We start from the raw sequence: 24,059 nt of genomic DNA on the forward strand, positions 1-24,059 counted from the left end.
TTAAATATACTTATACCACCCATTCGAACGTTTGGAATTAATATTCATCATTATTTAATGTTTTTTTCTTAAAACTTTGATAACTATACCCATATCTCGTTACGTACTGACGTTAAATATTATAAATCTTCTACATTATTATTTTCATTTTTTCCAATATAAAGTATAAATTCCAAAAAGAGTTAATATAGCAATTATATTTAATTTTTTTGACTTAGTGATAACAGGAAATACTTATAAAGCAGTAAAAATGATTTTAAAGCTCATCATATCCTAGTTGACTTATATTAAATTTAAAGCTCTTTTTTTCAATACTGGGATCACTTCCCACACATTTAATCTCTTCTTTTTTACTTAAGTCATTATTAAGAATAAAAGATTGGATACAGTATTTTTTTAATTTAAACTCATTGATATTATTGAATTTTACAACCTCACCCTCCAAGATTGGAAACTTACCTCCCATCGTTAAAAATAGAGTATTTTTATAATTATTCTTGTTATTTTCACCCCCAGATAAAAATACCACTTGTGCTGGGCCTGAGCCTGAGCCTTCGTAATTATCAAAATTTACAGCAATTAAACCCAATAAATATTCTTTACTTCCAATTTTTTTGACACTCGTCATCAAGATTCTTGCCTGATCTTCTCCAGAGTAAAACCGCTTTAAATCTTTTTGGTTAAGGAGGTATTCATCTAATTTAATAAACTTATCATTGACTAATACTGTTTTTAAATCAAGTGGTAACTCAATTTGTTTATATTCATTTATCAAAAGACTACTATTAACCTTTGATTCACTGATTTTTTGCAAATTTGAGTTTAACATCTTATTTTCTGCTTTTTGACAAGCTACAAGTGAAAATAAAACTAGCAAAGGAATAAACTTTTTAATATGCATAATATGCCTTTATATATCCTGAATATTTGGTTGATAACCTTGTAAATGTAAATGATTATCATGATCACCATTTGTGAAAGCTACGTGTGGTAACGTTTTATTTGGCTGACCTTTTCTCTTCATTACTTGTGAACCAAATGCTTTGTAACCAAAAAGATATAAGGCATTTACAAATCGTACATTTTTATCCCAATCAAATCTATCTACTTGACTAACGAGAACAGGGCCATCTTTATGAGGCATTACTGCGATGGAAGCGAATGCTTCTTCGACTTAATGCTTCATATTGAGTATTGTCATCAATTAAACGGAGCTTCTGAGCTTGAATCTGTGCGGCAGATATTGGAACAGTGTTTGTAGACTCATCAACCAACCAATTAATTCCCTCGCTACGCCATAAGCGAGTTAAAAACTCATAATCTGTTTCATTCGATTGCATCACAAAAGGGCGAATATCATATTCTTGTTTTAAGCCACTGTTGTTCAAGCTTAAGCTTGAAGCAAATAAAGTACTTTTAGCTTGCCACTCTTTAAATAAAATTTCAGAAATTTCACGCACATTTTTATTCATAAACACACGACTATTACGACGCTTATGCCAAAGCGCTGTCGCATCCTCAATCGTGAGTTTATATAACGTTAATGCCCCATCACTTTGTCCCTGACTTGCACCCGTAACAATACCTGTCGTACGGTAAAGCTCGCCAAAATCAGTGACCTGATCAACAGCAACCTGACAACCAATAAATTGTTTGAGTGCGATATGCGCATTCGTAGAAAGGCATAAAATTTCGGCGTTAAGACCCAGATTTATAAAATTTTGCCCTTGAATACACTGAATAAAGACCTGAGCATTCAATGTCGGGTTTGAAAATTGTAAATGTAAAGCCCGTTTTTGTAGACTCAGTCCCAAACTTTCAATCAAAGCACTTATATTTTTCAACATGAATATTATTTTTGAAATTATTTTGGGCAATTCTAAACAAGCATATCGATATGTCTAGAGTAAAAATTGTTAATTTTTATTATTCTAACCTTAGAAAGAATAAAAGGAACCAATGACTTGATTCCTTTTTTTCTACTTAAAGTAACTCGTAATACTAGCTAGGAATACGTTTATAACAACGATATTCAGGTTTCCAAAAATTATCTTCTAAACGCTGTTGCAATACTTCATCATGAATTGCTGGTGCCACGCCATCTTCAATCGCTGCTTTTGCAACTTTAAAAGCAATAATTTTCGAAACTTGTTGCAATGCATTTAGATCTGGCAATAAATCCGCATCAATATCATTCAGTTTTGGTGAGCAATCGGCCAATGCATTACTCGCCGCCATTAACATATGATCCGTAACACGTGTAGCTTGCACCGCAATCACCCCCAAGCCAATACCTGGGAAAATATAAGAGTTATTACATTGCGAAATATTATACGTTTTGCCTTGATAATTCACAGGTGCAAATGGACTTCCCGTTGCAATTAGAGCCCGACCCTCTGTCCACTGGATAATATCAGCTGGAACGGCTTCTACACGAGATGTCGGATTCGAAAGCGGTAAGACAATCGGTCGTTCGCAATTTTCCGCTAAAGTTCGAATGACCTCTTCAGTGAATAATCCTGGCTGACCAGAGACACCAATTAACACCGTTGGTTTAGCATTTTTCACAACATCAAACAGTGAAATAGTTCCTTCTGCATCGCCCCAATGTGAAACTGCATCAATTTTTTGCACCAGTTTACTTTGGAAATTTAGTAGGTTAGGCTGGTTTTCCGTAAGCAAACCGAAACGATCGACCATATAAATCTGTGATCGAGCCTGTGCATCAGTCAAACCTTCCGCCACCATTTGTGCAACAATTTGTTCAGCAATACCACAACCTGCCGAACCTGCCCCCAAGAAAGCGACTTTTTGGTCTTTAAGCTGTTTACCAGCCGCACGACTAGCCGCGATTAAACTTCCGACAGAAACGGCTGCTGTACCTTGAATATCATCATTAAAACAACAAATTTTGTCACGATATTTTTCCAATAATGGCATTGCATTCTTTTGAGCGAAATCTTCAAATTGAATCAAAGCGGTCGGCCAACGACGTTTAACTGCGCTAATCACTTCATCAACAAAAGCATAATACTCATCACCGCTGATCCGAGGCTGTTTCCACCCCATATAAATTGGATCATTCAATAATTGCTGGTTGTTCGTACCGACGTCAATGGTGATCGGTAAAGTATAGGCTGGGCTAATCCCACCACATGCCGTATATAACGACAACTTACCAATCGGGATGCCCATTCCACCAATCCCTTGATCGCCTAGACCGAGAATACGTTCACCATCCGTGATTACAATCACTTTGACATTTTTTTTATTTACATTATGTAAAATGTCATCAATATGATTTCGCTCAGGATAAGAAATAAAAACCCCACGATGACGACGATAAATATCTGAGAAGCGTTGACATGCCTCACCCACTGTCGGGGTATAAATAATCGGCATCATTTCACTCAAATGATTTTCAATTAAGTGATAAAACAGGGTTTCATTGGTGTCTTGAATATTTCGCAAATAAATATGCTTATTGATCGCATCATTAAAAGCACAGTATTGCTGATATGAACGCTGACTTTGTTCTTCGATGGTTTCGATCACATGCGGAATTAAACCATGAAGATTAAAGTGAGTACGTTCTTGTTCATTAAATGCAGAACCTTTATTTAACAATGGGAGTTCTAAAAGGGCATTACCTGCATAAGGAATATATAAAGGATACTTTTTCAAATTTTCAGTTGTCATTTCCATTCTCATTTGTGTGGACAATGATGTAATGACCTACGTCTTTTGCCACAATACTACTTTCGTCTTAGCTAAGCTTAAGCCTATTTTTGGGTAAATGGGTATTTAGATACGTGATAATGATATCGTGAGTATTTTACAAATTGATAAATTCATTTCTTTTCTATTATTTAGAATGACTTTCTTCACATTGTTAAAGTCCAATTGATTTTTCAATGTGATTAGCTATATTGATGCTTTACTCTGATCATGACTTTTAAAATAAAAATATGCTGAAATTACCTTTCACTACCCTGCTTATTTGCTCAGTCGTTACTATCTGTGGCTGCCAAACGATTTCAAAAACCTCAACTCAAGTAAAAGATTTAATCAGAGTAGGCGAACAGAAAGCACCTCAAATTGATCAACAAGATGTTATTGATGTTAGTAAAACTACATTAGAAAAAATTGAGCAAATGACGCTGAATATGCCGACAGGTCAATGGATTTATATCGAAAATGATTTACAAGGAATTTATACGCTGCAAAATAAATCTATAGATGGCAATATGCTGCTATTGCGTTTAAATTGCAAAATAACATCGCAGCAATCAGGTTTTATTCTACGTAACAAAGATGGTCAAGATATTTTAAAAGCACATGATGAACAAGCCGGACAAATTCAATTTTTATTGGACAATAAAAATTATGGCAATCCATTCCATCTGAGCAATAGCAAAAAAATAGATGCTTTTAAAACAGCACTACAAAAAACCAAAGTTATTAAAATTTTTAATGCATCCAAATTGTATACATTTCAAAATGCTCATGCTGAGCGCTTAGAACAAGCTGTGAGCTGTAAAGATTAAAGTGTGAATTTTTAGGGTTTGATATACCCCTTAAAATGGCAAATTAAAGGCTTATAAATACAGTAATAAAATCCATCTCATATTAAAGCACGATAAAATAATGACATAAGCTCAGCAAAGTCACGCCCTCATAAAAGAGCGCAATTATTTACTTTTACCATATTCATTCAAACTAAATCTGGCATAAGAAATTAACTATTTTTACCTTTCAGGCTGAATAAGATTTATTCATACAAATGCTTTTACCTAAAGCATTCGAAATTTGCTATATTTAGCGTTTTTCTGCGACATTTATTTTCCGATAGATTATGAATACGGCCATACAAGCAGCTCTTGATCATGCAATGCAATCCCTCCAATCTGAAGGGTTACTTCCATCTGACTGGAAAAACACCAGCACATTAACGCGAACCAAAGACCGAAGTCACGGCGATTTTGCGTCGAATATTGCCATGATTGCCTCTAAACCTGCAGGTATGAAGCCACGTGATCTTGCAGAAAAAATCTTAGCCAACTTACCTGAAGTAGCTGACATTACGAAGGCGGAGATTGCTGGTCCAGGTTTCATCAACTTCTTTTTAAATGCAGATCAGCGCTTTGCGATACTTGATCAAATTCAAGCACAAAAAGATCAGTTTGGTAAAACCCAAGCCAATGCAGCAAAAAAAATCCAAGTCGAATTTGTATCTGCAAATCCAACTTCTAGCCTACATGTAGGTCATGGACGTGGTGCGGCCTATGGCATGACCGTTGCAAATTTGCTTGAAGCCACAGGTGCTAAAGTTGATCGTGAGTATTATGTGAATGATGCAGGTCGTCAAATGGACATCCTTGCAACATCAACTTATTTACGATATCTCGAATTAACAGGGCAAAGCCTAGTCTTCCCTAAAAATGCCTATCAAGGCGACTATGTTAAAGAAATCGCGCAAAGTATTATCGACAAAGATGGTGATGCCTATGTTCGTCCAGTCGCTGATGTCTATAAAGATATTCCTGAAGATGTACAATATGCAGCAGAACTTGATGCAGATGGGAATAAGGTTGTTCTTTCAGGTGATAAAGAAAAACACATTGATGGCTTAATTCACAATTCTCAAGCATTGATTGGTACAGGTTATCGTGTCTTCCATCAAGCGGCTTTACATGCCATTTTAGATGACATTAAAGATGACTTGGGTGAATTTGGGGTTACTTTTGACAAATGGTTCAGCGAAGCCTCTTTAACTGAAAAAATTGAAGAAGCCTTACAAACCCTCGATCAACGTGGCTTCTTATACGAAAAAGACGGTAACATTTGGTTTAAATCAACAGAATTTGGTGATGAAAAAGACCGTGTTGTGAAACGTCGTAATGGCCAAACCACTTATTTCGCTTCTGATATTGCGTACCACCTAAATAAATTACAACGTGGTTATACCGATATCATTGATATCTGGGGTTCAGATCACCATGGTTATATTGCCCGTGTTAAAGCGGCAATTGATGCAATGGGTTATGACTCGAAGAAACTAACTGTTCTTTTAGTGCAATTTGTCAGCTTATGGCGCGGCGGTCAGATGATCCAAATGTCATCTCGTTCAGGTCAATTTGTGACTTTACGTGATTTGCGTAAAGAAGTTGGGAATGATGCAGCACGTTTTTATTATGTGATGCGTAAGTCTGAGCAACACATTGACTTTGACTTAGACCTTGCTGTATCACAAAGTAAAGACAATGCCGTATATTACATTCAATATGCTTATGCTCGCGTCAATCGTATGGTTGATTTAAAAGTCCCAGAAAAGAATATTCCATTCGATCGTCAGCAATTGAGCAACTATGATGCTTCATTGTTAACACTTGAAGCGGAAACAGAAATTTTAGCAAAATTGGCAGCATATCCAGAAATTCTAATCCGTGCTGCAAATAGCTATGAACCCCATCAAATTGGTAATTATTTAAAAGAACTGGCTGCTTTATTCCATGCTTGGTACAACTTAGATGATGCAAAGGTTTTGGATGATCAAAATATCGCATTATCTCAAGCACGTTTATTGTTATCGGTAAACGTACAACAAGTAATCAAAAATGGTTTAACATTGTTAGGTGTTTCGGCACCTTATGAAATGTAAAAACAGCCAATAAAAGAGGAATTCCACGTGTTTGGAAAAACGCAGCGCGGTGTGTCTGAACGACCGAACAAACCGAAACAACCATTGATTCCAAAATGGTTAGGGATGCTTGTGGTCATTTTAATCGTGTTAAGTTTTGCAGTAGCACTCATGCTCTGGAAACCGTGGGCACCCGTACAGCCGAGAAATAATGATGTAACTTCCCCGCATTATCAGGAAGATACTAATAAAGATTATCGGTTCTACGACCTATTACCACAGCAACAAGTGACGCCGATACCTGAACAAGCTGTTCCTGAAACTAAAACACAGAGTCAGCCAGTTATTGTAGAAGCACCATCCCGTCCGACATCAAATGATGTCAATGTAGGTGTCGATGGTTCTGAGATAGCAGCACCACCTGCTCAACCTGAATATATTTTACAGGTTCGCAGTTATTCAGATCCTGATAGTGCTGATGCTCGTCGTGCAGAAATCATTCTAAATGGGCTTTCTGCCGATGTTGTACAAAGTACTGAAGGTGGAAAAACTTGGTATCGTGTAATTTCAGGACCTTATGAGTCACAAGATGCTGCGGTTATTGCACAACAAACGTTACAACATAGCGGTATTGATTCGATTGTGGTTAAGCGTTAATTAATCTTGTAACAATGAGGATGCTTCGGCATCCTTTTTTTATTTTTCAATTTTCGTGATAAAGGTTCTTATCAAATTAGCCACTTGGTTTGAATGAATATTGGCTAAATCATGGTGTCCATTTTCAATAATATGGAGTTCAGATTGAATCCATTTAGAGTGTAAATACTGTCCAATTGTCACAGGACTAATTGGATCATTATCCCCCCAAATTAATAATATTGGGCATTCAATTTCAGTCAAATGAATATCTAGCAATGAGTGTTGCTGTATAAACCAATCTGGTACATCAAAGCTAAGTTGATAATCCTGTCGCCAGTCTGCAACATCAAAAGGATTTAAATCGATTCCTCCTGAAGTTGCTACCAAGACTAAACCTTGAATCAGCTCAGGTTGTTGCAATGCTGCCTGAACGGCAAAAATACCACCCATCGATTGAGCAATAACAATGACAGGCTCCTGAATTTTTCTCAATACATAAGCCTGCAAATCCTCAAAATTCTGGACATCAGGATTAATTGGATAGCCACCAAAACTGGGATAGGCAATGATGGTTGAAGTATATCGGGCAGGCAGTAGATGCATCACAGGTTGCCAATAGTCTGTACTACCTGATGCACCAGGTAAAAAGATTAAATTCATATGATCTAATTTTTAACTTTCACTTTTGGCTTTAGCCCGTTGAAATGCAGGCCGTTGCTGAATCCGATTTGCATACGCAACCAGCTGAGGCTTATTCGCTTTTACCCGATCTTGCAGAGCAATAATTGGAAAGCTCATTTGAATATCTGCAAAAGAAAAATCACCGGCAAAATACACGTGTGTGGTTAAATAATTCTCTAAATAAGCAATATGTTCTTTTAATCGAGGATTGATAAAGCCCCCCTTTACCCCAGCTGAAATTTTATTGGCAATTGGCTTAATTAGAAATGGAACATGTTTTGGCATATTGCTCATGACTAAATTCATGACTAAATAAGGCATCAATGACCCTTCTGCATAATGCATCCAATATCGATATTGTTGTAAATTTACTTGATCCTGAAGTTTAAATTGATGTTTAGTGTCATATTTTTCTTGTAGATATTCTAAAATAACCGCTGACTCTGCAATGGTCAAATCACCATCGGTTAACACAGGCGATTTACCTAAAGGATGAATCTGTTTTAGTTCAGGCGGTGCGGAAAATGTTGGCAAGCGCTTGTAATATTTAATTTGATATTCAACACCTAACTCTTCCAGCGCCCAAATAACTCTTAAAGAACGTGACTGTTCAAGATGATGTAAAGTAATCATTATTGTGGCCTCTTATTTTATCCTTTGACTATAACCATAGCCATAAAGAAATAACATCCTTGTTTTACACAAAATGTCATGCTTATCCAGATGTAATTAATTGCGATATGAACGAGTAAAAGGTAAATAACAATCGATGTACTCCAAACCTACTTTACTCGTATTAACATTAGCTTTAACCGTAAATTCAACAAAATCAAAGACACGACACTCAACCTAAGCAAATCAAATCACAAGGTTCTAGGCTTTACTTTTGACCACTTAAAACTTCTGGTTTATCGGTAATATTAATGCTGACTAATTAGCCTGAGAGGTTCAGGCCAATTTTTGACTTATGTCATTAATAAGCATCACTATTATTTTGACGGACGCATTCTGTCGGGCAACACTGGTGCTTCCAGACGTGGGCCCTCATAATCAGGAATATTGCCAAATCGTGGCTCTTGGTTCATCCATTGCGCACGTGCAATACTCAACTCTTCCTGAGTGCGTCCTACAAAATTCCACCATAATAGGATAGGTGATTCAAATGGCTCACCCCCTAATAATAATAAGCGACTGCCTTGATGTAATTGCACTTCAATCTCTTTTAAACCGGGTTCTAGCACCACCATATTATTGTCATCAAGTTCATGACCATGAATGGTGGCTGTTCCCTCTAAAGCAAGAAATCCATATTCATACTTTGGATTTAACGCGATATGCGTGGTGGTCGATTGCTTGGCAGTTAAATCGACACCTAAAAGTTCCGAATGAACTTTAACTGGGGATTTGGTCTTTAAAAATTCTCCAACCAATACCGTAAATTCAATCTGATCCTGCTCCACAATCGGTAATTCGGGATAATGATCAAACTGCGCAGCCATGTTGCGTTTATCGTCTGGCAATGCAATCCACAGCTGTGCGGCATGCATATGTGTTTCAGTATCTGGTGCAACTTCGGTATGGGAAATACCATAACCTGCTGTCATTAAATTGACCTGTTTAGGCCGAATTAATTGCTTAGAACCGATGCTATCAGTATGCATCATGGTACCTTCAATCATCCAAGTGAAGGTTTGTAAACCTATATGAGGATGTGGACCAACATCTAAACCTTCGCCTTGGGGAAACGTCACGGGGCCAGCATGATCGAGGAAACACCACGCACCAATCATACGTTTATGACGACTTGGTAATGCACGTTTAATTACAGTGCCTTTACCTATTTCCGCAGAACGAATGGTAAAATCTTGAATAAATTGAGTGACATATTTTTCACAATCATCTGAATTGGAAAGCTCGGTATAATTAGTATTGGTCATATTTTTATCCTAAAACTCTTCAACGATGCAAACGTTAAATATCATTTCATTTTTTCATTAGCTTAGCGAATCACTTCACCGAAACCTATCATTAATTAATACGCTGAATACCACACATAAAACAATATTATTTTTAAACTTTTTTTTAACAAAGTATTCTCTGCACTTATCACCAGCTAAACATTAACATCTTATTCACATGAGTTTTATAAAAATTAAATGAATCATCGCCATACCTTTAATTTACTCTTTATTTTAATGTACAAAATTTGCACTTCATAATATGATTATTATATAGAAATCACATATTAGAAGTGGCTGTATGTCGATAGAAAATCAAAAAAGAGCATCATAATAACAATAAAAAATGAATGCAATTGGAGAAAATGCGGTGAAAAATAGTAATCATGAAACTGCTTATGTTATCCCAGAACAGTTGTGTACTCTTAAAAATCGCATCGTAATAGAACAAGCTTTAAAAAGCCCAATCACCCGTATTCCCGCGCCATTTGAACAATACTATCTAGACTATCAAAATAAGCACCAACGGCAGTTGCTACAACGCGTTAACCTAATCGGACAACTGACCTTTTTAAGCTATTTTTTTGTAGACTGGTTCTTACTCCCTGACATTGCAATACTTTCAGCGCTGCTGCGTTTAATTCTTATCATCAGCAGCCTATTCATCAATGGATTATTTTTTCGTTATTGCAACAATATTAAAATTTTAGATCGGTTACTTCCCATATATGTCGCCATTGCAGCTGCACTCTGGTTAAAACTACTGTTCATCTCAGATAGCCCTTTAGTAACAACCTATTTATATGCCTCAGTCATTTTTATTTTATTGGGGAATTTATGCATACAAATTTCATTTCGATACTCTATATTTACGTCATTGCTCATCAGTGCCGTTATTTTTCACGGTGTATTTCAACTGGTTAATTTTCATGGGATAGTTTTATTTTCATTAACCTATATCCCTATTTTATTACTCAGCATGTATATTAGTTGGAATAATACTTCCAATTCAAAACGAAATTTTTTGCGTATCTTATTAAATGATTGGAACTATCACGCTTTATGTGAATTAGCACATACCGATGATTTAACGCAATTAAATAATCGTCGACAATTCATGCACATTGCAGAACAGGCTATTCAAAAATGGCAGAAACACAATGTTGTGTGTTTATTGATCTTTGATATTGATTTTTTTAAAAGAATTAATGATACCTATGGGCATGATATTGGAGATGAGGTTCTTCGTATTTTAGCTGAAATTTTACGGCAAGAAATGCGCTATAACGATGTTTTAGCACGTTTTGGGGGGGAGGAATTTATCGCATTATTACCCAACACCACTCTAGAGGATGCAACCCTGATTGCTCAGCGCTTGTGTAAAAAAATTGAAAGTAATCAAATCTGTATTCAAAATAAAATATTTCTCAATTTGAGTATATCCATTGGGCTATCTCAACTTCACTCCTATGAAGATGATCTAAATGTATTGATTAAACATGCAGATATTGCACTTTATCAGGCGAAGAATAATGGCCGTAATCAAGTAGCAATTTATACTTACAACACCTAAAAAAAAGAACACCTTAGTGTTCTTTTTTTATTTTAGCCATTCAGTTCAAATCAAGCTACTGCCTAGGAAACAACGATTTGTCTAAATCATTCCCACTCAATCGTAGCAGGAGGCTTAGAAGATACGTCATAAACAACACGTGAAACATCAGCAATTTCATTCATGATACGTGTTGAAATCTTATCAACTAAATCATAAGGAAGATGTGCAAAACGTGCTGTCATGAAATCAACTGTTTCAACCGCACGAAGTGCAATCACCCATGCATAACGACGACCATCACCTACGACACCAACAGATTTCACTGGTTGGAACACAGCAAATGCTTGTGCAGTTTTGTCATACCAACCACTTGCACGAAGCTCTTGCATAAAGATGTCATCAGCAAGACGTAGAATGTCTGCATATTCTTTTTTCACTTCACCCAAAATACGCACGCCCAAACCTGGACCTGGGAATGGATGACGATAAAGCATTTCAAATGGTAAACCTAAAGTTGTACCTAAACGACGTACTTCATCTTTAAACAGATCACGAATTGGCTCAACTAATTCAAATGCTAAATCTTCTGGTAAACCACCCACGTTATGGTGTGATTTAATCACATGTGCTTTACCATTTTTAGTTGCCGCAGATTCAATCACATCTGGGTAAATTGTCCCTTGTGCAAGGAAGTTTACGCCATCAAGCTTACGTGCTTCTTCAGCAAATACACCAATGAATTCACGGCCAATAATTTTACGTTTTTTCTCAGGATCAACTTCACCTTTAAGCGCAGTTAAGAAACGCTCTTCAGCATCGGCACGAATCACACGAATACCCATGTTTTTCGCAAACATGTCCATCACTTGCTCACCTTCGTTCAAACGAAGTAAGCCATTATCGACAAATACACAAGTCAATTGGTCGCCAATCGCACGGTGTAATAGTGCAGCCACAACAGATGAATCTACACCACCTGAAAGACCCAATAAAACTTTTTGATCACCAATTTGTTGACGCAATTGTTCAACACGTAAGTCGATGATGTTTTCAGAGTTCCACAAGTTACGGCAACCACAAATACCGTGAACGAAGTTAGACAGTAATTCCGCACCTTTTTCAGTATGCGTGACTTCTGGATGGAACTGAATACCATAGAAACGGCGGGCTTCATCAGAAACCATGGCAAATGGGCAACTTGGTGTGCTGGCAGTCACTTGAAAACCTGTAGGAATCGCCGTTACTTTATCACCATGGCTCATCCACACCTTAAGTTTGCCTGCTGAGTCTTCAAGATCACCAATCAGTTTGTCACGAACTTGAATGTCTACTTCTGCATAACCAAATTCATGGACTGTACCCGGCTCTACTTTACCACCTAGCTGTTCTGACATGGTTTGTAAACCATAGCAAATACCCAGTACAGGCACACCTAAGTTGAATACAACTTCTGGCGCACGCGGACTACCTTCTTCATGCACACTTTCCGGACCACCAGACAGGATGATACCGTTCGGATTAAATGCACGAATGTCTTCTTCAGACATGTCATAGGCATACATTTCAGAATAAACACCAGCTTCACGTACACGACGGGCTATAAGCTGGCTATATTGAGAGCCGAAATCCAAAATCAGGATACGATCTTCAGTAATTTGGGTATTGGTAGTCATGGGTAAACAACTATGCAGGCAAACGAATATTAGCGCCATATTCTAGCATTTTTATCGCATTAAGCATATCTTTCATACATAGTGCATTTTTTCTTGAAATTTCAGTTTTTTAAAATTATGAAAGTGCCCCGAAAGCACTTTTAAGCCTTCAATATATCATGCATTATTTTTCTATCAAATGATCGAGACTGAATTTACCTGCGCCATGCAGCATGAGAAACAATAGCCCACCAGCCATTGCCATATTTTTCATAAAGCTAGTCGCATCTTCTGCGCTATCATGAAAAATAAGCGCTGTAATTAAACTAAATACTGCCAATCCCAATGCAGCAAAGCGCGCTTGAAAACCAAATAACAAGGCTAAACCACCACCAAATTCAACCAAAATAGTCAGAGGCAATAAGGCTGCCGAAACACCTTTCGCTTCCATATAACTAACAGTTGCAGTATAAGCTGTTATTTTCCCCCATCCTGCAAGAATAAAAATATATGCCATGAGTACACGAGCAACCAAACTCAGTATCGCTTCAGCTTGGTTGTGAGTAACAATATTTTTGATAACCACATTTGGATTTAACATGTTGTGACCTCTTGCATTTTTATTAAGCAGATGAATATAGATTAAGCATCCATAGTTCATAAATAAATAAGTAAAATGTAGACTCATCGTTGCAAATATAAAACAATCCTTGTTGTAGTTATTTAGTTTTTAATACTGACTTTCCGCGCCTACACTGCTAGCATCTGGTCACAATTTCGCATAGTTTTTGCCTTATGGAACTTTTTGATTTTATTCTACACGTAGATGAACACCTCTTTGAATTTATTAAAAATTATGGGATGTGGATTTACGGAATTTTATTCCTGATCATTTTTGTGGAAACTGGTTTTGTGGTGATGCCTTTTTTGCCCGGAGACAGCTTACTTTTTGCAGCAGGTGCTCTAGCAGCATCTACTGGTGCCATGAACCCTTGGGTATTGATTATCATACTTTTCATTGCTGCAGTATTGGGTGATACGCTGAATTACCATATCGGTAAATATACAGGACCTCGCGTCTTCGAAATTGAGTCCAAATTTATTAATAAACAGCATCTGCTTAAAACACAGCAGTTCTTTGAAAAACATGGTGGTAAAACTATTATTTTCGCCCGTTTTATTCCTTTTGCACGGACTTTTGCACCTTTTATTGCCGGTGCTGGCAGTATGAATTATAAGTTTTTCCTGTCTTATAATGTTATCGGCGGAATTTGTTGGGTGGGTTCTTTTATTACTTTAGGTTATTTATTTGGTAATATGCCAATCGTGAAAGATAATTTTACACATTTAATTTTCGGTATTATTATTCTGAGCGTACTACCAGGGATCATTGGCTATATTCGGCATAAATTTTTTAATAAAAAATTGATCTAATATCGCTATTCAATCAACATCATCCGATTAAAAAAAGCGAAAAAACACAGGCAACATACACAACATCAGTAACATCGCCGATCCTTTATAAAGTTGATCGGCGGTCATACCTCGTACATCGCCAGCCAATAATTTTCGGCCAAAATAAATCCAAAAAATTGCACTTGGAATTAGACATAAACAAAATATGCCTAAAATCCAAGCATAATTTGCAAAAGAATCCCAAGTTTCTACTGGAAAAATTCCCGCAGCAAATAAAATCACTTTTGGATTCTTTAATGTCGATAAAAATAATTGCTGTGGTTTTAACTGCTGATGGTTTTGACTATAGTTTTCTAAATGGGCGTTTTTCCATAAATGGAATGCCAGCCAAATTACATAAATCGCACTGGCAAAATGTAAAATATGAATCAGCATTGGCCATATTGGCATGCTCAGATGAATCAACAATGCCCATAAACTAATGCCATAAACATAACCGAATAATTCTGCCGGAATGAAACTAAAGGCTTTTGAAACCCCTTGATGATATGCAGCGCTAGCCAACAATGCATTGGTTGGACCCGGAATTAAGAGTACTGCAAACATTGCAAAAATAAATAGCCAACTTTCAATCATAGGGTGTCCTGTTCATTTAACGCGCCGAACACCTTAAACGAAAATGATAAAATATGACACGCTTTATACGCGGAACATATGCCATTACTCAGGAAAAAACCAATAACAATAAAAACCAATATATTGATTTTATTTGATTTTTTTATGAAATATTTTGTAAAGAATATGACAGGTGTTTATTTTAAAAATACAAACCCTGTCACATTTTGCACGCTATTTTATGATTTGACGTTTCGGAACATATGGACAATTTTTAAATTGTGCCGCTTGAGAAAGTGCTTCCTGCTGTCCATACAATTGTGATAATTCAGAATTTTTCGTGTTCGAGGATTGTCCTAAATTAACTGATACAGATGGTCCAAAGCCCCAACCACCACGTCCCCAACCACCGCCAAGTCCTAAGCCCACACCGACACCTGTTCTTTTTGCAGGTTGTACACCATTATTGATGTACTGTTGAATACGGTCAAACTCAGCACTAATTTGTGCACAATTCATAGCTTGATACTGCGTCGGTGACACATAAGAAGGCTTCACCGTTGTCGCACAAGCTATTAAAAGGAGGCTACTTAATGCCAAAAGGCTCAAATTGAGAATTTTCATATTAAAACCTTAAAACTATTTATTTTCAATTTCATTGAACAATAATTGATAGGCCTGCGTCAATTTATGATCTGTAGCTAAATGAATTAACGGCAAATTTTTATGGTGTGATTCTTTCATCAACACGGATGGGGGAAGCATCTGTTGTAAAACAGGTAGACCTTCATCTTTCAGCTGCTGCACCACTTCACGTGGTAATTTAGCTTGTGCTTGAAATTGATTGACTACAATCCCTTCAATTTCCAAACGATCATTATGATCATCCTGAGTTTCAATCACGTTTTCAATCAGCGTTTTTAATGCACGTTGTGAAAATACATCACAATCAAATGGAATTAGCACCCGATCTGCCGTAATCAATGCCGATAAAGTGAAAAAATTAAATGCTGGCGGTGTATCAATATAAATACGATCATACTGCCCCACTAAAGTTTGAATCGAATCTCGTAACTTATAGATTTTATGCTTAGCCTCTAAAGCATGTTCTAACCCACCTAAAGTTGGGCTAGCAGGCAGTACATCCAAATTTTTAAAAGGCGACGCGTGAATATAACTATTAAAACTTTTATTTTTAGATTTTAGAATAGAACCAATAGCATTACCAAGCAAACCTTTGGGCTGATTATTTCCCAAAATATCATCAAAAAAATTCTCAATATTGGGTTCTAGCGCCGTTTTATCGGTTGAATAGGTCGCATCATCTCCCAACAAATATTGACTGGAATTGGCTTGCGGATCTAAATCGATCACCAAGGTTTTAAAGCCTTGATGGGCGCTGATTGCAGCTAAATTGACCGCAATACTGGATTTTCCAACCCCACCTTTCTGGTTAAACACAACACGTGTCAGCATAAATCCCCCAATAACTTATTATAAAATTTGCCTGTAGTTTAGCTTAGACAACAGGCGACTATAGAATATATGTCTAACAATCAACCAAAAATGGGTTTAATCATGCTTAAAGAAATAATTGCAATAAATGCAACAGCACTAATCACTAATCCTGCACGGCGTTGAGCTAACAAAATCGTGTCATCTTTTTTATATATTTTAATTAATGATGACAACAAAACAAGGAATAAGATAATTTTTGCATAAAACCAAGGCTGAACTTTAAAATCATTCATACTTAATAAAATAATGCCGGTAATAGTCAAAACCGTGAATGCCAAATGCTGCATCGCAACTAAAGCGACTCTTCCTTTCGGATTAGGTTGATTGTTATGTGTTCCAATAAATAATGTCAATGCACGTACGACAAAAACCACAAATGCAATTGCAACACTCGATATATGAATCATTTTAACCAGTAAATGGGTATCCATATTACTCACTCATTATGCTTTAGGTGCATGAGCACATTCAGGGCTATTCGGAGCCTCACCCTGCCACTCACTTGGCACATAAGCATGAATGGCCAAAGCATGAATTTTACTTGGACTCAATAAGTCGGCTGCAATAGCATAGACTTTTTGATGGCGTTGCACCAAACGTAAACCTGCGAAGATTTCACTCACGATAATCACTTTAAAATGTGATTCCTTACCTGGGAAATAACCGCCATGTCCAGCAGATTCATTAATCACTTCTAAATGTGATGGTGCCAAAGTATTTAAGCTTTCAGTCAGTTGTTGTTCTAGGCTCATGTTTAATCCTTAAGGAAACGGAAAATAGCATTTAAGTATAACGCTGATCTGTACTGCACAGTATCAAAACCTACAAAGCTATCAATGCCGCCATTTTTTATAATTTTCATGCGTAGACAGAACCTATTTTAACTAAAAATAGTTTTTTTGCTTCAAAATGATTTTATTTTATTCAAATGGTCGTAGGATATACAAAAAAAGGTTGACCCTGAATCTGCATAATGTATTATAGCCGTCATGCGGGAATAGCTCAGTTGGTAGAGCATAACCTTGCCAAGGTTGGGGTCGAGAGTTCGAGTCTCTTTTCCCGCTCCAAATCTTTTTTGTTCAGTTTTTGTAGTAAAAATTGTACACCCCGCGGGAATAGCTCAGTTGGTAGAGCATAACCTTGCCAAGGTTGGGGTCGAGAGTTCGAGTCTCTTTTCCCGCTCCAAATTTAAAAAGCCTCTATTTTATAGAGGCTTTTTTTATATCTTTAATTTATATTTGAAATTAATTCTCTGGCAGTCCATCTAAGCTCGTTTTCTGTAGCCGTTCTTGACGATACAGCTGTTTCGGATCTCTTTGCATAAAAAAAGTACAAAAAATGGCAACAATTGCCATGCTCGCAATATAAATTGAAATAAGATATGGATTTCCATGCCCAATACTCAGTAGTTTTGTCGCAATCATTGGGGCTAAACCACCTCCTAGTATTCCCGCAAATTGTACTGAAATTGAAATTCCGCTATAACGAATTTCGGCAGGAAACTCTCTAGCGAATAGTTGCGCCTGAGGAGCATACATAATTGGAAATACTACGCCAATTGCAACCACAATGGCCGTCCAAACCAATAGCGGATCTTTAGTGCTCAACATACTAAAGAAAGGATAACAATATAATGCGAGCACAATTAAGCCAAACATAAACATATTGCGCTGTCCGACTTTATCTGACAGATGACCGCAGAGTGGTGTCATAAACATAATCACCGCAGCACCGCAAATCGTTGCAAATAAAATGTCCTGACGTGGTACCCCTAATTGCGTTGTCGTATAAGCCAATGCAAAAGTAGATGCAATATAAAACCATGCATTTTCAGCAGCACGCGCCAAAATAATTAATATGACTTGTTTAGGATGATTTTTAAAAACTTGCAATGCCGGAATTTTAACTTCTTCAGCTTTGGCTTTAACTTTTTCAAAGTCAGGAGACTCTGGTACTTTAACGCGAATATAAATTCCAACACCTAATAACAAGATACTGGCAAGAAAGGGTAAACGCCATCCCCAACTCAACAATGCTGACTCTGGAAGTAATGATACAGCTCCCAATGTCAGTGAAGCCAGCAATAAACCCGCACCAGTACTGGCTTGGGGTAAGCTCCCCCAAAAGCCCTTTTTCCCTTCAGGTGCATGTTCAACTGCCATTAATACAGCACCGCCCCACTCACCACCCATGGCCATACCTTGTACAAAGCGTAGAATAACGAGGAAAACAGCGGCCCAATAACCAATCGTTTCAAACGTTGGCAATAGCCCAATCAGAACCGTCGGTATGCCCATTAACATTAAAGTTAAGAGCAGCATTGACTTACGGCCCACTTTATCACCAAAGTGGCCAAAAACAATTCCACCAAGGGGACGACCGATAAAACCCACTGTATAGGTTGCAAAGGCAGCTAAGACCCCAGTCAAAGGATCTAAGTCAGGAAAGAAGAGTTTATTAAAAATCAGTGCCGCGGCAGCGCCATAAATAAAAAAGTCATACCACTCAATGGTGGTTCCTACCATACTAGAGATGCCCGCGAGCCGATGCGAAGACTTTTTATGATGTATCGGCATTTCTTGTTGTTCCATTTCCACCTCTTATTCCTTGAGTAATTACATTATTGATATCCATCTATTACGATTATTGATGTTGCTTGTATCGTGGTAATACCTTCACGTTATACTTATTAATAAACTACATAAATCCTAAAAAATTATGCAGTAGCAGTTAAATTTTCTAAAATTTCTGTCAAAATAGGACTGTGAGGTTGCCATTGAGGCCGCTTATCTTTATCAATAATTAAAGCTCGTACACCCTCAATAAAATCACCATGCTCAAACCAAATATCTTGTAAATCCCGCTCCAACTGCATGCATTGTTCAAGTGATAAACTCCGTCCAATCCACTGTAATTTCAAACTGGTCTGTTTTGCCACCAAAGAACGCTGTTGCAAAATATTTAATAAATGATGTGCCCATGGCTGTGTAGTTGGATCAGTCTCACTGGCTAAGCTTTGCTCAATTTCTGCAAGACTTTCATAAGCGAAGTGTCGATGAATACTATCTGCGCGCTGTCGTAATTCGCTTTCTACAGGATGAGTAATAAAACCAAAAACAATTTGCTCAATTACTGCTTTGTTCAGATTTTCATTGGCGACTAAGGCCTCTTGGAGCACAACTAAATGCTCACTGGGAACATGATAATCAATCAAATCTAAAGATAAGGCATCGCTACTGCTGATTTGCTCACCCGTGAGTGCCATATACACGCCAATATCATCTAAACGAGATAGGAAGTGCGTTGCAGCAACATCTGGGAAAAATCCAATTGCAGTTTCTGGCATCGCAAAACGTGATTTTTCACTGCTCACCACAATATGGCATGCCTGTGCCAAACCAAAACCACCGCCCAAAACATAACCATCTAAAAACACGATGATAGGTTTTGGAAATTTTCGAATCGCCGTCAGCATTGTGTATTCTGAAGCAAAGTACTCTTGATAGTCTGTTGAGCTATTTTGATAACACTCATATAAATAGCGAATATCTCCGCCAGCACAGAATGCTTTTGGACTATTGGAGTTAATTAGAATTGCCTGAATACCGTTGTCATGCCGCCATTGTTCAAGTTGTGTAGTAATGCCCTGAATCATCTCTAACGATAAAGCATTTAAATGCGTAGCACGATCTAAAGTCAGAATGCCCAAAGTACCTTGTTTACTACTAATTAAATTAGTTTTACTACTCATTTTTAGCCCCTATCGATTGGTAAATTTGGCTGGGCGTTTTTCAATAAATGCACGCATGCCTTCTTTTTGATCTAAAGTAGCAAACACTGAATGGAATGTTCGTCTCTCAAATCTCAGGCCTTCGGCTAGACTGACCTCAAAAGCACGATTAATGGATTCTTTAATCATCATCACAGAAATAAGTGATTTCTCTGCAATCTTTTCCGCAGCTTGTAACGTTTGTTCTAGTAATTCTTGCTGACTAAAGACACGAGCAACTAAACCACTTTTTTCTGCTTCCTGTGCGCCCATTTGTCGTGCGGTTAAACACATTTCCATCGCTTTAGCCTTGCCCACTGCTAGCGTTAAACGTTGTGTTCCACCAATGCCAGGCAATACACCTAACGTCACTTCTGGTAACGCAAATTTGGCATTTTCTGCACAATAAATAAAATCACACATTAACGCCAATTCACAGCCACCACCTAAGGCATAGCCGCTAACTGCTGCAATTAAAGGCTTACGACGTTGTGCAATCCGATCAGCCAGCGTAAAGAAATCATCAAAATAAATATTGGGAAAACTTAATTCCACCATTTCTTTAATATCTGCACCAGCAGCAAAAGCTTTTTCTGAGCCAGTCAGCACAATACAACCAATTTCAGGATCTGTTTCTAACTGATCCAGTGCCTGATTCATCTCACTAATCAGCTGTGTATTAAGCGCATTGAGTGATTTCGGGCGATTTAAAGTAATCAAACCCACACCGTTACGTTTTTCTAATAAAATGGTGTCCCATTGCATAAAATAATCCTTATTTATTTTTTATAAACTACGTGCAATAACTAAGCGTTGAATATCACTGGTGCCTTCATAAATTTGGCAAATTCGAGCATCTCGATAAATACGTTCAATTGGAAAATCTTTCAAATAGCCGTAGCCACCAAATACCTGTAAGGCTTTTGAACACACTCTTTCCGTCATTTCTGAAGCAAACAATTTCGCCATAGATGCTTCATTTAGGCAAGGCTCACCCGCTTCTTTTAAACGGGCTGCATAATGCACCAGTTGTCTTGCTGCTTCAATTTCAGTGGCCATACTGGCTAGCCGAAATGAAATCGCTTGTTGTTCAAAAATAGGTTTACCAAAGGCCATTCGTTCTTTTGCATAATGTGTGGCTTCTTCTAAGGCTGCGCGTGCTAAACCCACTGCTTGTGCTGCAATACCAATACGCCCACCTTCTAAATTTGCTAAGGCAATTTTTAAACCGTCCCCCTCGTTGCCTAACAGTAAACTCTTGTGAATTCGAACATCAGTCAAAGCAATTTGGCAGGTATCAGATGCATGTAAACCCAGTTTTTCTTCAATTCTAATCACCTCATAACCCGACGCTTCACGTGGAACCAAAAAAGCACTAATCCCTTTTTTACCCGCGCTTGGATCAGTCACTGCAAAAACAATAATGACGCCCGCGTTGTGACCCGAAGTAATGAACTGTTTTGCACCATTTAAAATATAATCATCACCATCTTTGACTGCACGAGTCTTAATCGCTGCAGCATCAGAGCCTGTATGTGGTTCCGTTAAGGCAAATGCACCGATCATTTCCCCCTGAGCTAAAGGTACTAAAAAACGTTGCTTTTGCGCCTCATTCCCAAATTTTAGAATCGGTACGCAACCTACCGAATTATGTACACTCATAATGGCTGAAGTCGCACCATCTGCAGCAGCAATTTCTTCAAGCGCCAATACATAAGCTAAATTTCCTGTTTCAGAGCCACTCCATTGTTCAGGTACTAACATTCCTAAAAAGCCCAGCTCGCCCATTTGTTGCAAAGCTTGGGCTGGAAATATGCCATGTTTATCCCATTCACTGGCATACGGTTTAATTTGTTCTTGTGCAAAGCTTTTGGCCATATCACGAATTAAAATTTGCTCTTCAGTTAATTGCATAGATGCTTCCCTTTCCCTGCATTAGCCAGCTGCGGTATTTATAGTTTGTTGTTTAGTGATTTCCTGATTCCGCAGTAAAAAGCGTTGGATTTTTCCACTCGGTGTTTTTGGTAATTCAGACACAAATTCAATTGCTCTCGGATAGGCATGAGCCGAAAGACGCTTTTTCACAAATTGGCTAAGTTCTTCGGCTAATTTAAGGGTTGGCTCAACTTTATCCACTAAAATAACAAAAGCTTTAACGATTTCCGTGCGCTCTGGATCTGGCACACCCACCACAGCGGCCTCAACCACAACTGCATGTTCTAATAAGGCACTTTCCACATCAAATGGTCCAATCCGATAACCTGAAGTGGTAATCACATCATCACTGCGCCCGACAAAACTCATGCTGCCATCCGCATGAATTTCTGCAGTATCACCCGTTAAATAGTAGTGTCCAATAAAAGGGGATTTACGGCTTTCTTGGTAGCCAGAGAACCACATCATTGGTGACTGGCTTATATCTACAGCCAATATTCCTGCTGTATCTGCTGCTAACTCTTGGCCTTGCTCATTTACTACAGCAATCCGATAACCCAAGCTTGGAAAACCTGCTGCTCCAGCACGAACGGGGTGCTCGAGACCATGATGATTACACACCACCATCCCAACTTCAGTTTGTCCATAATGATCAAATATTGGAGCATCCAACACCTGTTTAAACCAACGGATTACTTCTGGATTCAAAGGTTCACCTGCACTACTGACCTTACGAAACTGCCCACGTAAGGGTGCAATTTTTTCAGGATCAGCCGCCATCATCATTCGATACGCTGTTGGTGCACCCGCCAAATTAGTAATTTGATATTCTTTAACAATCTGACATAAACTCTCAACGCTGAAGCCACCGTCATAAAACAGGGTCGCGTGCCCTAACAACAGCGGCCCAACAATACCGTAGTACAAACCATAGGCCCAACCAGGATCAGCGATATTCCAAAAAGCATCATCCGGCGTTAAACCCACCGCATCTTGCATATAACGCCCAAATGCAATCAGCGCTTTTAAAGGTACCTGTAAAGGTTTCGCTGGACCCGTTGTGCCTGATGTAAACATCAATAGAAAAGGATCATCGCTATTCAGCATTTCCAGTTCACAATATGCTGATTGCTGCTCAATTTCAGCCCAGAAATTAAAATCTCCTTTTGGTAAATGATCTCGTGCTCCTACCACAGTAACAATTGCTGGACAATCAGCGACTTCATTTAACTTGTCACGATTCCCCATATCCGTCACCACCAATTTACTTTTGGCGAGTGCAACACGATGTTCAATGGCTTTTGGACCAAATGCAGTAAATAAAGGTTGGTAAACAGCACCTATACGCCAAGCTGCCAAAATCGTAATAATCAACTCAGGTGTACGTGGCAATAATCCAGAAATGCGATCACCCTTCCTAACACCTTGAGACTTTAAGAAGTTAGCAAATTGACTTGAGCGTTGTTTTAATTCATTAAATGTATACTCAGCTTTTCGACCGTCCTTAGATTGCCAAAACAAAGCCACCTGTGCTGATTCTGCATGACGGTCACAGCACTCATAACAGGCATTAAGGGCATCTAAAGAACCAGATAACAAACTATTTGCCGCATTATGTAAATCAAATGCAGATACTGTTTCTTGATATTTCAACATAGGGTTAACCTCAGTCTGGATTTGT

At 37.9% G+C, this 24,059-nt stretch carries 23 protein-coding genes, 2 tRNA genes and 1 pseudogene; 7 read left to right on the forward strand and 19 right to left on the reverse strand.

Annotated elements, in window-relative coordinates; translation table 11 throughout:
• Positions 1-256: 256 nt before the first annotated feature.
• The 4 genes and pseudogenes from B9T27_RS02730 to B9T27_RS02745 all read right to left on the reverse strand — a co-directional run bounded on the left by B9T27_RS02730 (position 257) and on the right by B9T27_RS02745 (position 3,699).
• The gene (locus tag B9T27_RS02730) at positions 257-901 is read right to left on the reverse strand and encodes a hypothetical protein (protein ID WP_086205304.1); all 645 of its coding nucleotides are present in this window, start codon (positions 899-901) and stop codon (positions 257-259) included.
• Positions 902-910: 9 nt separating this feature from the next.
• Positions 911-1,144 (reverse strand): hypothetical protein, encoded by a 234-nt coding sequence (locus tag B9T27_RS02735; RefSeq protein ID WP_228146126.1) that lies wholly within the window; start codon positions 1,142-1,144, stop codon positions 911-913.
• Positions 1,137-1,847, reverse strand: a pseudogene (locus B9T27_RS02740) (phage late control D family protein); the annotation flags it as partial. The gene B9T27_RS02735 and the pseudogene B9T27_RS02740, both read right to left, overlap by 8 nt.
• A gap of 154 nt (positions 1,848-2,001) precedes the next feature.
• Entirely contained in the window at positions 2,002-3,699 is a 1,698-nt protein-coding gene (locus tag B9T27_RS02745; RefSeq protein WP_086205305.1) for an NAD-dependent malic enzyme, read from the reverse strand.
• A 269-nt stretch (positions 3,700-3,968) separates the two neighbouring features.
• On the opposite strand from B9T27_RS02745, the gene B9T27_RS02750 reads away from it, so the two are divergent.
• From B9T27_RS02750 to B9T27_RS02760, 3 genes are all read left to right on the forward strand, one after another.
• Positions 3,969-4,547, forward strand: a complete 579-nt coding sequence (locus tag B9T27_RS02750) for a hypothetical protein (protein WP_086205306.1) — start codon at positions 3,969-3,971, stop codon at positions 4,545-4,547.
• 308 nt (positions 4,548-4,855) lie between these two features.
• Positions 4,856-6,661: an arginine--tRNA ligase gene (argS, locus tag B9T27_RS02755; RefSeq protein ID WP_086205307.1), complete on the forward strand. Its 1,806-nt coding sequence runs from the start codon at positions 4,856-4,858 to the stop codon at positions 6,659-6,661.
• 27 nt (positions 6,662-6,688) lie between these two features.
• The gene (locus B9T27_RS02760; protein WP_086205308.1) at positions 6,689-7,297 is read left to right on the forward strand and encodes an SPOR domain-containing protein; all 609 of its coding nucleotides are present in this window, start codon (positions 6,689-6,691) and stop codon (positions 7,295-7,297) included.
• 39 nt (positions 7,298-7,336) lie between these two features.
• Here the strand turns inward: B9T27_RS02760 and B9T27_RS02765 are convergent, their stop codons facing one another.
• The 3 genes from B9T27_RS02765 to B9T27_RS02775 all read right to left on the reverse strand — a co-directional run bounded on the left by B9T27_RS02765 (position 7,337) and on the right by B9T27_RS02775 (position 9,897).
• Positions 7,337-7,939, reverse strand: a complete 603-nt coding sequence (locus B9T27_RS02765; protein WP_086205309.1) for an alpha/beta fold hydrolase — start codon at positions 7,937-7,939, stop codon at positions 7,337-7,339.
• Positions 7,940-7,951: 12 nt separating this feature from the next.
• A complete protein-coding gene (locus tag B9T27_RS02770; protein ID WP_086205310.1) occupies positions 7,952-8,593 on the reverse strand; it encodes a glutathione S-transferase family protein in 642 nt (213 codons plus the stop codon).
• 356 nt (positions 8,594-8,949) lie between these two features.
• Entirely contained in the window at positions 8,950-9,897 is a 948-nt protein-coding gene (locus tag B9T27_RS02775) for a pirin family protein (RefSeq protein ID WP_086205311.1), read from the reverse strand.
• 391 nt (positions 9,898-10,288) lie between these two features.
• Between B9T27_RS02775 and B9T27_RS02780 the strand changes: the two genes are divergently transcribed.
• Positions 10,289-11,491, forward strand: coding sequence for a GGDEF domain-containing protein (locus B9T27_RS02780; protein WP_228146127.1), 1,203 nt, complete (start codon positions 10,289-10,291; stop codon positions 11,489-11,491).
• Positions 11,492-11,577: 86 nt separating this feature from the next.
• Here the strand turns inward: B9T27_RS02780 and guaA are convergent, their stop codons facing one another.
• Positions 11,578-13,146, reverse strand: a complete 1,569-nt coding sequence (gene guaA, locus B9T27_RS02785) for a glutamine-hydrolyzing GMP synthase (RefSeq protein ID WP_086205313.1) — start codon at positions 13,144-13,146, stop codon at positions 11,578-11,580.
• A gap of 163 nt (positions 13,147-13,309) precedes the next feature.
• A complete protein-coding gene (locus tag B9T27_RS02790; RefSeq protein WP_086205314.1) occupies positions 13,310-13,726 on the reverse strand; it encodes a DoxX family protein in 417 nt (138 codons plus the stop codon).
• A gap of 194 nt (positions 13,727-13,920) precedes the next feature.
• Here B9T27_RS02790 and B9T27_RS02795 point away from each other — a divergent pair, with 194 nt between their 5' ends.
• A complete protein-coding gene (locus B9T27_RS02795) occupies positions 13,921-14,559 on the forward strand; it encodes a DedA family protein (protein WP_086205315.1) in 639 nt (212 codons plus the stop codon).
• 27 nt (positions 14,560-14,586) lie between these two features.
• On the opposite strand, the gene B9T27_RS02800 is transcribed toward B9T27_RS02795, so the two are convergent.
• The 5 genes from B9T27_RS02800 to B9T27_RS02820 form a co-directional block, all read right to left on the reverse strand.
• Positions 14,587-15,177, reverse strand: a complete 591-nt coding sequence (locus B9T27_RS02800) for a LysE family translocator (RefSeq protein ID WP_086205316.1) — start codon at positions 15,175-15,177, stop codon at positions 14,587-14,589.
• A 213-nt stretch (positions 15,178-15,390) separates the two neighbouring features.
• On the reverse strand, positions 15,391-15,780 hold the full coding sequence (locus B9T27_RS02805; protein ID WP_086205317.1) for a hypothetical protein: 390 nt from the start codon (positions 15,778-15,780) through the stop codon (positions 15,391-15,393).
• Positions 15,781-15,795: 15 nt separating this feature from the next.
• Positions 15,796-16,632 (reverse strand): ParA family protein, encoded by an 837-nt coding sequence (locus tag B9T27_RS02810; protein WP_086205318.1) that lies wholly within the window; start codon positions 16,630-16,632, stop codon positions 15,796-15,798.
• An 80-nt stretch (positions 16,633-16,712) separates the two neighbouring features.
• Complete coding sequence (locus tag B9T27_RS02815) at positions 16,713-17,105, reverse strand: SirB2 family protein (protein ID WP_086205319.1); 393 nt, start codon at positions 17,103-17,105, stop codon at positions 16,713-16,715.
• Between the two features lie 12 nt (positions 17,106-17,117).
• A complete protein-coding gene (locus B9T27_RS02820) occupies positions 17,118-17,426 on the reverse strand; it encodes a BolA family protein (RefSeq protein WP_086205320.1) in 309 nt (102 codons plus the stop codon).
• Positions 17,427-17,665: 239 nt separating this feature from the next.
• Here B9T27_RS02820 and B9T27_RS02825 point away from each other — a divergent pair.
• Both B9T27_RS02825 and B9T27_RS02830 read left to right on the forward strand, forming a co-directional pair.
• Positions 17,666-17,741, forward strand: a tRNA-Gly gene (locus B9T27_RS02825).
• A 42-nt stretch (positions 17,742-17,783) separates the two neighbouring features.
• A tRNA-Gly gene (locus B9T27_RS02830) sits at positions 17,784-17,859 on the forward strand.
• Between the two features lie 59 nt (positions 17,860-17,918).
• On the opposite strand, the gene B9T27_RS02835 is transcribed toward B9T27_RS02830, so the two are convergent.
• The 5 genes from B9T27_RS02835 to B9T27_RS02855 all read right to left on the reverse strand — a co-directional run bounded on the left by B9T27_RS02835 (position 17,919) and on the right by B9T27_RS02855 (position 24,034).
• Positions 17,919-19,265 carry an MFS transporter gene (locus B9T27_RS02835; RefSeq protein ID WP_086205321.1) on the reverse strand — a complete coding sequence of 449 codons (1,347 nt, stop codon included), beginning with the start codon at positions 19,263-19,265 and terminating at the stop codon, positions 17,919-17,921.
• Positions 19,266-19,390: 125 nt separating this feature from the next.
• Complete coding sequence (locus tag B9T27_RS02840) at positions 19,391-20,425, reverse strand: enoyl-CoA hydratase/isomerase family protein (RefSeq protein WP_086205322.1); 1,035 nt, start codon at positions 20,423-20,425, stop codon at positions 19,391-19,393.
• Between the two features lie 9 nt (positions 20,426-20,434).
• Positions 20,435-21,208 (reverse strand): enoyl-CoA hydratase, encoded by a 774-nt coding sequence (locus B9T27_RS02845; protein WP_086205323.1) that lies wholly within the window; start codon positions 21,206-21,208, stop codon positions 20,435-20,437.
• A 21-nt stretch (positions 21,209-21,229) separates the two neighbouring features.
• A complete protein-coding gene (locus B9T27_RS02850; RefSeq protein WP_086205324.1) occupies positions 21,230-22,357 on the reverse strand; it encodes an acyl-CoA dehydrogenase family protein in 1,128 nt (375 codons plus the stop codon).
• Between the two features lie 21 nt (positions 22,358-22,378).
• Complete coding sequence (locus B9T27_RS02855) at positions 22,379-24,034, reverse strand: AMP-binding protein (RefSeq protein ID WP_086205325.1); 1,656 nt, start codon at positions 24,032-24,034, stop codon at positions 22,379-22,381.
• Between the last annotated feature and the right edge of the window lie 25 nt (positions 24,035-24,059).

The sequence above is a fragment of the Acinetobacter sp. ANC 4648 genome (genome assembly GCF_002135345.1).
GTDB lineage: Bacteria > Pseudomonadota > Gammaproteobacteria > Pseudomonadales > Moraxellaceae > Acinetobacter.